At 66.4% G+C, this 14,306-nt stretch carries 13 protein-coding genes; 11 read left to right on the top strand and 2 right to left on the bottom strand.

Going from position 1 to position 14,306, the window contains the following annotated elements:
• Window positions 1-9 precede the first annotated feature (9 nt).
• The gene (gene prsR, locus F1735_RS03825; protein ID WP_167235688.1) at window positions 10-1,365 is read right to left on the bottom strand and encodes a PEP-CTERM-box response regulator transcription factor; all 1,356 of its coding nucleotides are present in this window, start codon (window positions 1,363-1,365) and stop codon (window positions 10-12) included.
• A gap of 31 nt (window positions 1,366-1,396) precedes the next feature.
• Window positions 1,397-2,788, bottom strand: coding sequence for a TIGR03013 family XrtA/PEP-CTERM system glycosyltransferase (locus F1735_RS03820; protein WP_167235687.1), 1,392 nt, complete (start codon window positions 2,786-2,788; stop codon window positions 1,397-1,399).
• Window positions 2,789-2,971: 183 nt separating this feature from the next.
• On the opposite strand from F1735_RS03820, the gene nadB reads away from it, so the two are divergent.
• The 11 genes from nadB (at window position 2,972) to F1735_RS03770 (ending at window position 14,266) form a co-directional block, all read left to right on the top strand.
• The gene (gene nadB, locus F1735_RS03815; protein WP_166893375.1) at window positions 2,972-4,588 is read left to right on the top strand and encodes an L-aspartate oxidase; all 1,617 of its coding nucleotides are present in this window, start codon (window positions 2,972-2,974) and stop codon (window positions 4,586-4,588) included.
• A gap of 25 nt (window positions 4,589-4,613) precedes the next feature.
• Window positions 4,614-5,519 carry a DMT family transporter gene (locus tag F1735_RS03810; RefSeq protein WP_167235686.1) on the top strand — a complete coding sequence of 302 codons (906 nt, stop codon included), beginning with the start codon at window positions 4,614-4,616 and terminating at the stop codon, window positions 5,517-5,519.
• Window positions 5,520-5,529: 10 nt separating this feature from the next.
• Window positions 5,530-5,931 (top strand): PPC domain-containing DNA-binding protein, encoded by a 402-nt coding sequence (locus tag F1735_RS03805; RefSeq protein ID WP_167235685.1) that lies wholly within the window; start codon window positions 5,530-5,532, stop codon window positions 5,929-5,931.
• Window positions 5,921-6,745 carry an NAD-dependent protein deacetylase gene (locus F1735_RS03800; protein ID WP_167235684.1) on the top strand — a complete coding sequence of 275 codons (825 nt, stop codon included), beginning with the start codon at window positions 5,921-5,923 and terminating at the stop codon, window positions 6,743-6,745. The genes F1735_RS03805 and F1735_RS03800 overlap by 11 nt, the downstream gene beginning before the upstream one ends.
• Window positions 6,746-6,856: 111 nt before the next feature.
• Window positions 6,857-7,390, top strand: a complete 534-nt coding sequence (locus F1735_RS36335; RefSeq protein WP_229505617.1) for a TonB-dependent receptor plug domain-containing protein — start codon at window positions 6,857-6,859, stop codon at window positions 7,388-7,390.
• Window positions 7,391-7,405: 15 nt separating this feature from the next.
• The gene (locus tag F1735_RS03795) at window positions 7,406-9,052 is read left to right on the top strand and encodes a TonB-dependent siderophore receptor (protein WP_373888465.1); all 1,647 of its coding nucleotides are present in this window, start codon (window positions 7,406-7,408) and stop codon (window positions 9,050-9,052) included.
• Between the two features lie 16 nt (window positions 9,053-9,068).
• Window positions 9,069-11,249 (top strand): TonB-dependent siderophore receptor, encoded by a 2,181-nt coding sequence (locus tag F1735_RS03790; RefSeq protein WP_222852936.1) that lies wholly within the window; start codon window positions 9,069-9,071, stop codon window positions 11,247-11,249.
• 18 nt (window positions 11,250-11,267) lie between these two features.
• Complete coding sequence (locus F1735_RS03785) at window positions 11,268-11,996, top strand: DUF4198 domain-containing protein (RefSeq protein ID WP_167235682.1); 729 nt, start codon at window positions 11,268-11,270, stop codon at window positions 11,994-11,996.
• 1 nt (window position 11,997) lies between these two features.
• The gene (locus F1735_RS03780) at window positions 11,998-12,303 is read left to right on the top strand and encodes a DUF3649 domain-containing protein (RefSeq protein WP_167235681.1); all 306 of its coding nucleotides are present in this window, start codon (window positions 11,998-12,000) and stop codon (window positions 12,301-12,303) included.
• Window positions 12,300-13,913: a PepSY-associated TM helix domain-containing protein gene (locus F1735_RS03775; protein WP_167235680.1), complete on the top strand. Its 1,614-nt coding sequence runs from the start codon at window positions 12,300-12,302 to the stop codon at window positions 13,911-13,913. The genes F1735_RS03780 and F1735_RS03775 overlap by 4 nt, the downstream gene beginning before the upstream one ends.
• Complete coding sequence (locus tag F1735_RS03770) at window positions 13,910-14,266, top strand: DUF3325 domain-containing protein (RefSeq protein WP_167235679.1); 357 nt, start codon at window positions 13,910-13,912, stop codon at window positions 14,264-14,266. The genes F1735_RS03775 and F1735_RS03770 overlap by 4 nt, the downstream gene beginning before the upstream one ends.
• Window positions 14,267-14,306: the final 40 nt, after the last annotated feature.

Here is a 14,306-nt window from a genome sequence, read left to right as displayed (position 1 = left end):
TGCTGGAGATCACTGCGAGATCCGGATGCCGTGATGGTGCATCAGGTCGTACAGGGTCGGGCGGCTCACGCCGAGCAGCTCGGCCGCCTTGACGATCGAGCCGTTGGTGCGCGCCAGCGCCGTGACCATCACCTTGTATTCGGCGGCGTCGCGCACCTGGCGCAGGTTGACCGGGGCGTCCGGCTGCGGCACGCCACCCAGGCCCAGGTCGCGCGCGCTGATCTGCGGCCCTTCGGCCATGATCACCGCGCGCCGGATGCAGTTTTCCAGCTCGCGCACGTTACCCGGCCAGCCATACTGCTCGATCGCCAGCACCGCGTCTTCGGTCAACGCCGGCACGCTGCGCCGCTCCATCAGGCTGGCCTGGTGCTTGAAATGGTGCGCCAGCAGCACGGCGTCGCCGACCCGTTCGCGCAATGGCGGAATGGCCAGCACCACTTCGCTCAGGCGGTAGTACAGATCCTCGCGAAAGCGTCCCTCGCGCACCAGTTTGGGCAAGTCCTGGTGGGTGGCGCAGACGATGCGCGCGTCGATCGCGATTTCGCTGCGCCCGCCGATGCGCTCGATCACGCGTTCCTGCACGAAGCGCAGCAGCTTCGCTTGCAGCGCCATCGCCATGTCGCCGATTTCGTCCAGAAAAAACGTGCCGCCCTGCGCCATTTCGATCTTGCCCAGGGTTTGCTGGCCGGCCCCGGTAAACGCACCCTTTTCGTGGCCGAACAATTCGCTCTCCAACAGCTCGGCGGGAATGGCGGCGCAGTTGATCGCGACAAACCGCTTGTCGTGGCGCGCCGACAGGTCGTGCAGGCCGCGCGCGAACAGCTCCTTGCCGCTGCCGGAGTCCCCCAGCAGCATCACCGTGGCCGACGACGGCGCCAGCTTTTCGACGCTGCGGCACAGGCGCAGCATGCCCGGGTCGCGCGTGACGATGCGCGCCAGCGGCGAATCGGACCCGATCTGCAGCATGCGCTGGTTCTCTTGCTGCATCGCGTGCAGGTAGTAGGCCCGCTCCACCACCAGCTTGAGGGTGTCGGGGTCGAACGGCTTCTGGTGAAAATCGTAGGCGCCCATCCCGATCGCCTTGAGCGCGTGGGCGCGCTCCTGGTTACCCGACAAGACGATCACCTTGGTGTCGGGCGCCTCGGCCAGCAGCGCCTGCAAGGTGGCCAGGCCCTCGGTGGCGCCGTCCGGATCGGGCGGCAGGCCCAGGTCGAGCGTGACGACAGCGGGCCGGTGCCGGCGCAACTGCGCCAGGGCGCTCTCGCGGTCCTCGGCGATCAAGACATCGTAGCCATCGAAGCTCCAGCGCAGCTGCTTTTGCAGGCCCTTGTCATCCTCGACTACCAACAGCTTCTTTTTGCCCATGATGCAGCTCCTTGTAAGAGATGGGTCGCCTTCAGCGGCTTCCCTTGCCCAGCAAAACCACCTGCACCGTATCGATCAGGATCAGCAGATCGAGGAACAGGCTATTGTTCTTGACGTAATAGAGGTCGTATTGCAGTTTCTGGATCGCGTCTTCGACCGAGGCGCCGTACTGATAGCGCACCTGGGCCAGGCCGGTCACGCCCGGCTTGATGCTGTGGCGCACGTTGTAGTAAGGGATATCGCGCGCCAGCTGGTCGACGAAGAACGCGCGTTCCGGGCGCGGGCCGACGAAACTCATCTCGCCCTTGAAGACATTGAGCATTTGCGGCAGCTCGTCGATGCGCAGCATGCGCAGGTAATGGCCGACCCGGGTCACGCGCGGATCGTTGGCGGCAGCCCAGGTAGGCACGCCAGGGGCCTCGGCGTTCTTGCGCATGCTGCGAAACTTGAGCACATTGAAGATCGCGCCATCCTTGCCGACCCGCTCCTGCTGGTAGAACACCGGCCCGCCGTCTTCCACAACGATGGCGGCGGCGGCGGCCAGCATGAGCGGCAGCGAGACCAGGGTGATCAAGCCGCTGGCGACCAGGTCGAAGCTGCGCTTGACGCTGGCGCGCCAGAAGCTCTGGTCGAAACCGCCGCCGAAAATGAGGTAGCTCGGTTGCAGCGAATCGAGCCGGATCTGGCACGCTTCGCGCTCGAAAAACGTGGCCGCGTCGGTCACGCGCACGCCGCCGAGCGCGCAGGCCAGCAGGTCGCGCACGGGGAACTCCTTGCTGCGCCGGTTAGTCACCGTCACCACCAGTTCGCGCGCTTCGTAGCGGCGCGCCATCGACAGCAGCGACTCGCCCACCGGCAGCAGCTGCGAGGCCGGCACGCAACTGTCTTCGCCGGCGATCGGCACGCAGCCGACCACGCTGAACTGGTGAAAGCCGATCTTGCTGTGCGCCAGGTCCATGCATTCGCGCGCCAGCGGGCCGCTGCCGACAAAGATCAGGCGCGCTTCGAGCAGCGCCGATTCGGCCGACTTGAACACCACCAGGCGCGTGAGCACCACTGCGGTGGCGCCGATGGCGAAGATCACACTGCTGATGCCGCGCCCGAAATAGAACTCCGGGCGCACCGCGATCAGGGCCGAAAGCAGCCCGAAGCCCAATGCAAACGAGGGCATGATGCGGATCAAGGTGGTGCGGATGCCCTCGCGCGAACTGTGCTGGTACATCCCGAGCGCGCTCATGCTGAAAATGATCACCAGCGCGAAAGTGAGCGACGACAGGTACAGGTTATCGGCCCTGAAATTGCCATGCTGGTCCGAAAACCACAGCACCGAGGCCACGCTGGCCGATGCGAGCAACATCAACAGTTCGAGCAACAACAGCACGAACGCCATTTTGGATACATAGTGACTGAAAATCCGGATCACGCTTCCTCCACGCCAGCGATGCTTGTTGCCTCCATGCCAGGCGGCACGGCGTGGTAAATAATCGCTTACGGACACACAATAGGTATTGACTAGCAACAAGCATTTCCGGGCATTTCTTGAAGGCCAGACACGGTCCAGCCAAATAGACTATAGTGATGCTTCGATACCTATAACTCGCTCAACATGAAATTTGACGTCGCTATTGTCGGCAGCGGACTGGCCGGTCTGTCGGTTGCCCTGCATCTTGCGCAAACGCGCACCGTGGCCATCATCTCCAAGCGGGCGCTGCTCGACGGAGCCAGCAACTGGGCCCAGGGCGGCATCGCCGCGGTGCTCGACTCGGGCGACAGCCACGCCCAGCACATCGACGACACCCTGGTGGCCGGCGGTGGCTTGTGCGACGAGGCGGCCACCCGCTTTATCGTCGAACACGGGCGCGAAGCGATCGAATGGCTGATCGACCAGGGCGTGCCGTTCACGCGCGATGCGACCGCCGAAATGGGCTTTCACCTGACCCGCGAAGGTGGCCACAGCCAGCGCCGCATCATTCACGCGGCCGACGCCACCGGCCACGCGGTCCAGGTCACGCTCGAGCAAAAGGTGCGCGCGCATCCGAATATCAGCCTGTTCGAGCAGCACTGCGCGATCGACGTGATCACCTCCGACAAACTGGGGCCGAAGCCGGCCGCCGCCAGCGCCGGCCAGCCGCATTGTTACGGCCTGTACGTGCAGGATGAAAAAACCGGCCAGGTGCTGACCTTCGAAGCCGAGCACACGGTGCTGGCCACCGGCGGCGCCGGCAAGGTGTATTTGTATACGACCAATCCCGACACCGCGACCGGCGACGGCATCGCCATGGCCTGGCGCGCCGGCTGCCGCGTCTCGAACATGGAATTCATCCAGTTCCACCCGACCTGCCTGTATCACCCGTACGCCAAGTCCTTCCTGATCACCGAAGCGATCCGCGGCGAAGGGGGTTTACTCAAGCTGCCGCCGGAAGCCGGCGCCGCAGCCGGCACGCGCTTCATGCCGATGTACGACGAGCGTGGCGAACTGGCCCCGCGCGACGTGGTGGCGCGCGCCATCGACTTCGAGATGAAAAAGCGCGGCCTCGATTACGTCAATCTCGATATCAGCCACCAGTCGCCGGAATTCCTCAAGGAGCACTTCCCGACCATTTACGCGCGCTGCCTGGAGCTGGGCATCGACATCACCAAGGAACCGATTCCGGTGGTGCCCGCGGTACACTTCACCTGCGGCGGCATCGTCACCGACCTGGCCGGGCGCACCGACGTGCCGGGCCTGTACGCGGTCGGCGAAACCGCCTGCACCGGGCTGCACGGCGCCAACCGCCTGGCCAGCAATTCGCTGCTCGAATGCCTGGTGGTCGGACGCGCCTGCGCGCACGAAATCGCCGCCATGCCGAAAGGCGAAACGCGCGACCTGCCTGCCTGGGATGAAAGCCGCGTCACCAACGCCGACGAGGAAGTCGTGATCGCCCACAACTGGGACGAACTGCGCCGCTTCATGTGGAATTACGTCGGCATCGTGCGCACCACCAAGCGCCTGGAACGCGCACAGCACCGCATTGCGCTGCTCAAGGAAGAAATCGACGAGTACTACCGCAACTTCCGCATCACGCACGATTTGCTGGAACTGCGCAACCTGGTCGATGTGGCCTCGCTGATCGTCAACAGCGCGCTGACAAGGCGCGAGAGCCGTGGCCTGCATTTCAGCCGCGACTATCCGAACACCTTGCCGAAGGCCTTGCCAAGCGTGCTCACCCCGCCACGCCGCTAACGTCGTTCCCGCGAACGGCGCGGCCATGAACCAAAAACTGTCCCCTTCCACCATTGGTTTGCTGACCCTGCCCCCGCTTCTGTGGGCAGGCAACGCCATCGTCGGGCGCCTGGTGCGCGAGGCGGTGCCGCCGATGACGCTCAACCTGCTGCGCTGGTCGATCGCCATGCTGATCCTGCTGCCGCTGGGCCGGCGCCTGTTCGCCGGCGATGCCCTGCGCGGCAACTGGCGCCGCTTCGCCCTCCTCGGCCTGCTCGGCATCGGCCTGTATAACTCGCTCCAGTACCTGGCCCTGCAAAGCTCCACGCCGATCAACGTCACCCTGGTCGCCGCCGGCATGCCGGTCTGGATGCTGGCCATCGGCGCGCTGTTCTTCGGCGTCAAGGTCGGGCGCCAGCAAGTCATCGGCGCGGCCATGTCGATCGTCGGCGTGCTGGTGGTGCTGTGCCGGGGCGACTGGCAGCAGCTGGCCGCCATGCGCCTCGTGGCCGGCGACCTGTACATGATCCTGGCGACCATCGCCTGGTCCTTCTACAGCTGGCTGCTGACGCAGCAAAAGGATCCGCCCGCCGTGCGCGCCGACTGGGCCGCCTTTTTGCTGGCCCAGGTCATCTACGGCGTCATGTGGTCGGGCCTGTTCGCCGGCGTCGAATGGGCCGGCGGCGCGGTGGCCATCCACTGGAGCTGGACCGTTTGCGCGGCCCTGATGTACGTCGCCATCGGCCCGGCCATCATCGCCTTCCGCTGCTGGGGCGCGGGCGTGCAGCGCGCCGGACCGAGCGTGGGCGCTTTCTTCACCAATCTGACCCCGCTGTTCGCGGCCATGATGTCGTCGGCGTTCCTGGGCGAGCTGCCGCACCTGTACCACGGTGTCGCGTTTGCGCTGATCGTGGGCGGGATCGTGTTCTCGTCGCGCCGCAAGGCCGGGTAGAATCTGGTTCATGAAGACACTTCCTCTCAGACTCACGCCCGGACAGGACTTGCGCGCGGCCCTGGCCGGCGTGCTGGCCGAACAAGGCGCGCAGGCCGGCTTCGTTTTGCAGGGCATCGGCAGCCTGCGCGGCGCGCGCCTGCGCCTGGCCGGGGCGCTTGAGGCGACAGATCTGCAAGGCGACATCGAAATCCTCACCCTGGCCGGCTCGCTCTCGCCGGACGGCCCGCACCTGCACATGGCGCTGGCCGACGCCGCCGGCCGCGTGCTGGGCGGCCACGTGCTGGCCGGCTGCACCATCCGCACCACGGCCGAAATCTTGATCGCCCTGCTGCCCGGCCACCGCTTTGCGCGCGCGCCCGACGCCGAATCCGGCTTCGATGAACTGGTGGTGCATTCGCATGACTGCTGACGGCGACGCCCTTGCCGGTTTCGTCGAGCGCCACCGGCGTATCCTGGTCTTGAGCGGCGCCGGCATGAGCACTGCCTCGGGCATTCCCGACTACCGCGACCGCGATGGCGTGCGGCGCGGTAAAGCGCCGGTCCAGGGGCCGGAGTTCCGCAAGATGGAGGCGGTGCGCAAGCGCTACTGGGCGCGCAGCATGGTCGGCTATCCGGCCTTGTCCGCCGCCGCGCCGAACGCCGGTCACCTCGCGCTGGCGGGCCTGCAAGCGGCCGGGCGGCTGGGCCCTTTGATGACCCAGAACGTCGACGGCCTGCACCAGCGCGCCGGCAGCGCCGATGTCCTTGAACTGCACGGCAATATCCACAAGGTGGTGTGCCTGGACTGCCACGCCGGTTTTTCGCGCGCCTTCGTGCAGGAGCAGCTGGTCGAGGCCAATCCGGGGCTGGCCGGGGCCGTGGCCACGCCCGCGCCGGACGGCGACGCCCACCTCGAACCGGACGCGCTGGCCGAATTCCACCTGCCGTACTGCGTCCACTGCAGCGGCACCCTGAAACCCGACGTGGTGTTTTTCGGCGACGGCGTGCCGGCCGAGGTGACGCGCGAAGCGCTTGCACGGATGACGCAGGCCGACGCCCTGCTGGTCATCGGTTCCTCGCTGGTGGTCTATTCGGGCTTTCGATTCTGTCGCATGGCGTTCGAGACCGGCAAGCCGATTGCCGCCGTCAACCTCGGTAAAACCCGCGCCGACGATATGATGTCGCTCAAAATCGACGCCGGCGCAGAAATGAGCTTGCCCATCTTGTTCAGCCGTTTAGCATAAAGCACCATTGCCTGAATGAAATCAAACCGTTATAATTGAGAATAATTCTCATTCAACAGCCAGCCGCCGGATCGTTCAGCCAGCCATTGCACTCTTCTCAAGGATGGCTCCATGGCGCACAACGCACCTGTCGGCCCGGCGTACGCCGGCGCATCGTACAGTAATCCCCTTCCCCTGGCCGTAGCGGTCCGCTCGGCCCTGATGTTCGCGGCCTTGGCCGCTCCCGGCTCGCTGGCGTTCGCCAACGACGTCCCCGACGATGCCGCCGCCGCCGTCGCCATGCCGGTCATCACGGTCGACGGCAAGAAGGAAGACAACGGCTACGTCGCCCGCCGCAGCGGCGCCGGCACCAAGACCGATACGCCGCTGATCGAAACCCCGCAGTCGATCAGCGTGATCCCGCGCGAACGCTTCGAGGAACAAGGCGCGCAAACCCTGCGCCAGACCCTGAACTACAGCGCCGGCCTGGTATCGAGCTACTTCGACAGCCGGGTCGATTCGGTCACCTCGCGCGGCGGCAATCCGGCCATGCTGCAGGATGGCGTGCAATCGAACTTCGGCAGCTACAACACCACCCGTCCCGACCCGTACACCCTGGAGCGGGTCGAAGTGCTGCGCGGGCCGTCGTCGGTCCTGTACGGCTAGGGCGGCATCGGCGGCGTGGTCAACCTGGTCTCCAAGCGGCCAATGGCAAGCTCGCAGCGCGAAGTGCAGGTACAAGTCGGCAGCAACAGCCGCAAGCAGGTTTCGCTCGACCTCAACCAGGTGCTGGACAACGACGGCCACTGGCTGGCGCGCCTGGTCGCCGTGGGCCGCAACAGCGGCACGCAGTTAAACATGGTGGACGACGATCGCAAATTGATCGCCCCCTCGCTGACCTGGGCGCCCAATGCGGACACCTCGCTCACCTTGCTGGCCCTGCGCCAGGAAGACCAGAGCGGCTCGATGATCGGCTTCTTCCCTTGGCAAGGCACGCTGCTGCCGACCACATTCGGCCAGATCCCGACCAGCCTTTTCACCGGCGAACCAGGCTACGACGCCTACGACACCGAGCAGACCGCGCTCGGCTACCTGTTCAGCCACCGCTTCAACGATGCCCTGAGCGTGCGCCAGACCCTGCGCAAAACCAAAAGCGAAGTCGATTACCGCAGCGCCTACACCAGCTTCACCGCCGTTGCGGCGACCGGCCGGCCGGCGCGGCCGGTATTCAACGCCGACCAGCGCACCATCAACCGCGACCTGACACAGAACCTGAATAATCTGGAAACGCTAATGGTCGACACCCAGTTCGAAGCCAAGCTGGCCACTGGTCCGCTGCAGCACACGATCCTGTTCGGGGCCGACGTGCAGCGCGTCGAAACACGCCAGGCCAGCGGCCGTGGCGTGGCCGCGCCGCTCGACGTGTACGCGCCGGTGTACGGCAACTACACCGCGCCGGCATCGCTGGCCCACCTGCCGGACACCAATCTGCGCCAGAACGGTTACTACGTGCAAGACCAGGTCAAGTACGGCCCGACATGGGTAGCGGTGCTCGGCCTGCGCCATGACGGCGTGACCAACGATGTTGAAGGGCGCGCCAGCGCGCGCACCGACGACAGCGCCAACACCAAACGCGTCGGCCTGCTGTACCTGGCAGACGGCGGCTGGTCGCCGTACGTCAGCTACGCCGAATCGTTTTTGCCGTTGGGCGGCGTGGACCTGGCTGGCAAAGCTTTCCAGCCGCAGCGCGGCGAGCAGTGGGAAGCGGGCCTGAAATGGCAGCCGTCCGGGCGCAAGCTGATGACCACCCTGGCCGTGTACGACCTGCGCGACACCAACCGCAAGACCAGCGACCCGGCCAACCCGCAAAACAGCATCCAGATCGGCGAAGTACACGTGCGCGGGCTGGAACTGGAAAGCGCCGGCAAGCTGGGCCGCGACTGGGACTGGACCGCCGGCTACGCCTACACCGACGCCACCGTCTCGCGCAGCAACGGCGCCGACAAGGGCAAGCGCCTGAGCGGTATCCCCACGCACAACGTGTCGGCCTGGCTCACGCACCGCTTCACCGTGGCGCAGCAGGATGGCTTCAGCGCAGGCGCCGGCGTGCGCTACCTCGGCTCCTCGATGGACGGCCTCGATCAACTCGAAACGCCCGCCATCACCCTGCTCGACGCCATGCTCTCGTACAGCAGCGGAGCGCTGCGGGTGGCGTTCAACGTCACCAACCTGACCGACAAGGTCCAGATTTCGACCTGCCTCGCCCGCGGCGACTGCTTCTACGGCCAACGCCGCGCCGTCGCCTTGAACGCCCGCTACACTTTTTGAGCTTCCCTGAATGAACATGACTTTACATCCCCTCGCGCTGGCCATCCGCTCGGCGCTGCTGTTTTCCCTGGTCGGCGCCGCGCATGGCGCCGCACCTGAAGCCGCGCTCGATGACGCGCCTGTCAGCGTCGTCGAAATCCGTGGCGACAAGGACGACGGCAGCTCGTACGGCGCGCGCGCCGCCAGCACCGCCACGCGCTTCAATTTGTCGCTGCGCGAAACGCCGCAGTCGGTCACCGTCATCACGCGCCAGCGCATGGACGACATGAAGCTGACCAGCATCGCCGACGTGCTGGTGCAAACGCCCGGCATCACCGTGCAGGAGAACGACACCGAGCGCACCGGCTTTTCCTCGCGCGGTTTTTCGATCAGTAACTTCCAGGTCGACGGCGTGGCCGCCAACTACAGCTCGGGCAACAGCGCCCTGTTCGATACCGCCCTGTACGACCGCATCGAAGTGGTGCGCGGCGCGACGGGGCTGGTGACCGGCGCGGGCGATCCGTCGGCCACCATCAACATGGTACACAAGCGCCCGACGCGCCAATTGAGCGGCTCGGCCTCGGTCAATGTCGGCTCGTGGGACATGCGGCGCGTGCAGGCCGACATATCGGCGCCCTTGAATGAAGCAGGGACGGTGCGCGCAAGCTTGATTGGCGTGGTGCAGAACCGCCATTCGCACCTGGACCTGTACAAGGAGCGCAAAATCGTCGCCGGCCTGCTTGTCGAGGCCGACCTGGGGACGGGCAGCCTGTTGACCGTCGGCGCCGACTACCAGCACAACACGCCGAAAGGCACGACCTGGGGCACCACCCCGCTGTTCTTCAGCGACGGCACGCCGGCCAGGCTGCCGCGCTCCTTCAACGTGGCGGCCGAGTGGAGCAGCTGGGAGCGCACCTACCGCAATGTGTACGCCAACCTCGAACACCGCATCAACGACGACTGGAAGGTGAAGGTATCTTACAACCGGCTCGATTCGACCTCCGACGGTGCCCTGTTCTACGGCGGCAGCGGCTATCCGAACCGCGACGGCAGCGGCCTGACCGCGTGGATCGGCGTTTTCCCGTATGAAGAAACGCAGGATAACCTGGACCTGTACGCCACCGGCGGCTTTACCCTGTTCGGCCGCAAGCACGAACTGGTGGCAGGCTGGAACGGCTGGCGCCGCGAGGGCGTGAGCCCTGCGGTCGCCACCGAAGATCCGCTGCCGTTTTCGCTGGCGATTCCAGACTTCCGCAACTGGACCGGCAAGGTGCCGCAACCGACAACTTGGCGCACCGGCGCGCGCAGTGCAGCGGTGACCGAGCAGTCGGGCGCCTACCTGGCGGCGCGCCTGCGCCTGGCCGATCCGCTGCAGGTGATCGCCGGCGCGCGCCTGAGCACCTGGAAGACCCGCACCGACAACGTCAACACCAGCGGCGGGTTTGTCAACGCCACCGGGCGCTACGCATCGAAGGACGTGCTCACGCCGTACGCCGGCGTGCTGTTCGACCTGGCCCCGAACACCTCGCTGTACGCCAGCTACAGCGACTTGTTCAAGCCGCAGAACTACAAGGACAAGGATAACAACTTCCTCGACCCGGTCACCGGCAGCAACGTGGAAGCGGGCGTGAAGGCCGAATTTTTCGGCGGCCGCCTGAACGCCGCCGTCGCCGTGTTCGAAGCGGAGCAGGACAACCTGGGCGAAGAGGATGCCTCGGTGCCGCAGGGCGTGTTCCTGGCCGATGGCAGCCGTCCCTACATCTCGACCGGCAAGGGCACCAAAAGCCGTGGCATCGAAGCAGAGGTATCGGGCTCGCCGATGACGGGTTGGCAGCTTGCGGCCGGCGCCACGCGCAGTACCTCGCGCAACGCCAAGGATGTCCTGGTCAACACGATCCAGCCGCGCGACATGCTGCGCCTGACCAGCACCTGGCGCCTGCCGGGCGAATGGCGCGATGTGACGATCGGCGGCGGCGTGAACTGGCAGAGCGAGATCTACGTCACGGCCACCAGCCCGGCCGGCAAGGTGCGCACCAGCCAGGCCGCTTACACGCTGCTCAACCTGATGGGCCGCTACCAGATCACGCGCCAGCTCTCGGCCGGCGTGAATATCAATAACCTGCTCGACAAAACCTACTACCGCAAGGTGGGCTTCTACAACGGCGGCTATTACGGCGAGCCGCGTTCGGTGTCGGCCAACCTGCGCTATCAATACTGATCATAACAAGGACACACCATGAACAAGCTTGCACGCTCCCTCCTCGCCACCTTGCTGTGCGGCGCTTTTGCCAGCGCCAACGCGCACCAGATCTGGATCGAACAGGATGGCAAGACCGCTTCCGTGTATTTTGGTGAATTCGGCGAGAACCTGCGCGAAGCCTCGCCCGGTCTGCTCGACAAATTCGTCGCGCCCAGCGCCACCCTGGTCGGCGCCGGCGCCGACCGCGCACTGAAACTCGACAAGACCGCCGGCGCCTTCGTGCTGTCGGCCCGCGCGGCCGTTGGCCAGAGCATCATCGCCGAAGAAGCGAACTACCCGGCCTTTGAAAAGAAAACCGGCGACACGGTCGTGCGCTCGATCTGGACCCCGGCCGCGCGCCTGGTCAACGGCAGCGCCGCGCAGCAGGCGCGCCTGACGCTCGACATCGTCCCGACTGGGAAAGCAGGCCAGTTCCAGCTGAGCTACCAGGGCAAGCCGCTGGCCAAGACCAAGGTCGGCGTGGTGGCGCAATCGGGGTGGGCCAGGGAAGCGCAAAGCGACGAGCAGGGCATGGTCAACTTCGCCATGCCGTGGAAAGGCACCTACGTGCTCGAAGCGCACCACACCGACAAAACCGCCGGCCAGCGCGACGGCAAACCGTACGACGTGGCCACCTACGTCACCACCATGAGCATGGTGCAGACAGTGGGCGCCGCCGCCATCGCCGCGCCGCCGGCGGCCAAGCCGAACGTCAATACGCCGTAACATGCGCCTGTCCGCCCCTCTCGCTTACCGGCTCGGCGTCGGCTCGCGCGCGCTCGCCGCCATCCTCGGCGGCTACCTGCTGGCGGCGGCCGCCAGCGCCCTGCTTGCGCTGCTGCTGCCGCGCGTGACCGGTACCGGGCGCGCCGACGCCGTCATCGCCGCCACCCTGGCCTCGTTCGCCATCTACACCGGCGCCGTGATCTGGGTGTTCGCCGCCCGCAGCGCCACGCGCGCCTGGCTTGGCCTGCTGCTGCCCGCGGCCGGCATGGCCGCCATTGTCTATCTTCTGTACCGGAACGTCCCATGAAAGAAAATCTTCGCCAGTCGATGGCCTGGCTGCACACCTGGTCCGGCCTGTTGACGTGCTGGGTCCTGCTGGTGATCTTCGCCGGCGGCACCGCCAGCTACTACCAGGAAGAAGTCACCTTGTGGATGGAACCGGAACTGCACGGGGTGGCCGCCAACAAAGCCAGCAGCGTCGACGCCGCCGGGATGGCCGTCAAGGCGCTGCAGGAACGCGCACCGGACGCGCCGCGCTGGTTCATCAACCTGCCAACCGCGCGCAACGGGGCCGTGCGCATCGCATGGACCGCGCCGCCACCGCCCGAGGGCGCGCCGCGCAAACGCCAGCGCCTCAAGTCGGCCCTGATCGATCCTGTCAGCGGCGCCGCGCTGGCCGAACCGCGCGCCACCCGTGGCGGCGAGTTCCTGTACCGCCTGCACTTCGACCTGCACTACATGTCACCCCTGTGGGCGCGCTGGATCGTGGGCTTTTGCGCGATGTTCATGCTGGTGTCGATCATCAGCGGCGTGATCACGCACAAGCGCATCTTCAAGGACTTTTTCACCTTCCGGCCGAACAAGGGCCAGCGTTCCTGGCTCGACGCGCACAACGCCACGGCGGTGCTGGCACTGCCGTTCCACCTGATGATCACCTACACCGGCCTGGTGACCCTGATGTTCATGTACATGCCGGGCGCCGCCCAGGTGGCATACAAGGGCGACCGCGACAAATTTACCGAAGAAGTATTTCCGAGCGCCGGCAAGCCGGCCAAGGCGCCGGGCGAGGCGGCCGCGCTGGCGCCGCTGCGGCCGATGCTGGAGCAAGCCGAGGCCCATTGGGGCGGCGGCGGCCGCGCCGGGCAGATCACGGTCAATCATCCGAACCACGCCAACGCCAGCATCTCGATCACGCGCGCGGGCGGGCGCGACCTGTCGTACAAGCAGCCGGCGATGCAGTTCGACGGCGTCACCGGCGCCAGGCTGGCCAGCGCGGGCGAGCAACTGGCGCCGCCGGCGGCGACCCACGGCGTGATGTATGGCCTGCACGTGGCGCGCTTTGCGGAGCCGCTGCTGCGCGCGCTGTTCTTCATTTCCGGCCTGGCCGGGTATGCGATGGTGGCGACCGGCGCCATCCTGTGGGCGGTCAAGAGCCGCCAGGCGCAGGCCAAGGCGCTCAAGGCCGGTGCGCGCATCGGCTTCGGCACGCGTTTGGTGGAGGCGTTGAACATCGGCGCGATTGCCGGCCTGCCGATTGCGCTGGCCTGCTACTTCTGGGCCAACCGCCTGCTGCCGCTCGGGATGGATCAACGGCCGGAGAACGAAATCGCCGTCTTCTTCGCGGCCTGGGGCGCCGCCGCGCTGCTGGCGCAGATCAAGCCGGATCGCGCAATGTGGCGCTTGCAGCTGGCCGCCGGTGCGCTGCTGTTCGGCGCGATCCCGCTGCTCAATGTGTTGACGACCTCGTCGCACCTTGGCGTGACCCTGGTCGACGGACCGAGCGCCGTGGCGTGGTTCGACATCACGGTGCTTGCACTGGGCCTGCTGCTCGCTTATGGCGCGCTGCGGCTTGGGCGCGGCGGGGTCAAGCAAGCAAAGACGGCGGCGGCCAATGCAGCAGTCGAGGTGGCGTCATGAGCGGCGTATCGTATATGGTGGCGGTGTTCGCGCTCTGTCATGCCGGTTTCGGTGCGCTGAGCGTGGCGATGCAGCGGCACTACGCCGACATGCACGGTCGCGGGCGGGAAGCGCCGCCGGCGTTGCGGCGGCGCTTGCAGGCCGCCGGCGCGAGTGCGCTGGCGCTGGCACTGGCGGCCGCAGTACACAAGGGTGGCGCCGGGCACGGCATCTTGACATGGCTGGGCGCGATGACGACGGCGGCGCTTGCGCTGATGATGTTGCTGACCTACGCCCCGCAGCGGGTGGCGCGGCTGGCGCGGGCGGCCGGCGTTATCGGGATGATCGCGTTCTTGCTGGGCGGGCTCGTTTAGCAATCGCACAAGGCGCCTGGCAAGCGCTGGGCTACAATCG

The organism is Massilia genomosp. 1, from assembly GCF_011682185.1.
GTDB classification, from domain to species: Bacteria; Pseudomonadota; Gammaproteobacteria; order Burkholderiales; family Burkholderiaceae_D; genus Telluria_A; species Telluria_A rubra.
The sequence above is the reverse complement of the archived record's forward strand: the minus strand, read 5'-3'. Positions and strand labels throughout refer to the sequence as shown.

What these genes read in the sequence shown, in the direction of transcription:
- prsR (WP_167235688.1), bottom strand. Translation starts at nt 1,365, where the DNA reads ATGGGCAAAAAGAAGCTGTTGGTAGTCGAGGATGACAAGGGCCTGCAA.
- nadB (WP_166893375.1), top strand. Translation starts at nt 2,972, where the DNA reads ATGAAATTTGACGTCGCTATTGTCGGCAGCGGACTGGCCGGTCTGTCG.
- F1735_RS03810 (WP_167235686.1), top strand. Translation starts at nt 4,614, where the DNA reads ATGAACCAAAAACTGTCCCCTTCCACCATTGGTTTGCTGACCCTGCCC.
- F1735_RS03805 (WP_167235685.1), top strand. Translation starts at nt 5,530, where the DNA reads ATGAAGACACTTCCTCTCAGACTCACGCCCGGACAGGACTTGCGCGCG.
- F1735_RS03800 (WP_167235684.1), top strand. Translation starts at nt 5,921, where the DNA reads ATGACTGCTGACGGCGACGCCCTTGCCGGTTTCGTCGAGCGCCACCGG.
- F1735_RS36335 (WP_229505617.1), top strand. Translation starts at nt 6,857, where the DNA reads ATGGCGCACAACGCACCTGTCGGCCCGGCGTACGCCGGCGCATCGTAC.
- F1735_RS03790 (WP_222852936.1), top strand. Translation starts at nt 9,069, where the DNA reads ATGACTTTACATCCCCTCGCGCTGGCCATCCGCTCGGCGCTGCTGTTT.
- F1735_RS03785 (WP_167235682.1), top strand. Translation starts at nt 11,268, where the DNA reads ATGAACAAGCTTGCACGCTCCCTCCTCGCCACCTTGCTGTGCGGCGCT.
- F1735_RS03780 (WP_167235681.1), top strand. Translation starts at nt 11,998, where the DNA reads ATGCGCCTGTCCGCCCCTCTCGCTTACCGGCTCGGCGTCGGCTCGCGC.
- F1735_RS03775 (WP_167235680.1), top strand. Translation starts at nt 12,300, where the DNA reads ATGAAAGAAAATCTTCGCCAGTCGATGGCCTGGCTGCACACCTGGTCC.
- F1735_RS03770 (WP_167235679.1), top strand. Translation starts at nt 13,910, where the DNA reads ATGAGCGGCGTATCGTATATGGTGGCGGTGTTCGCGCTCTGTCATGCC.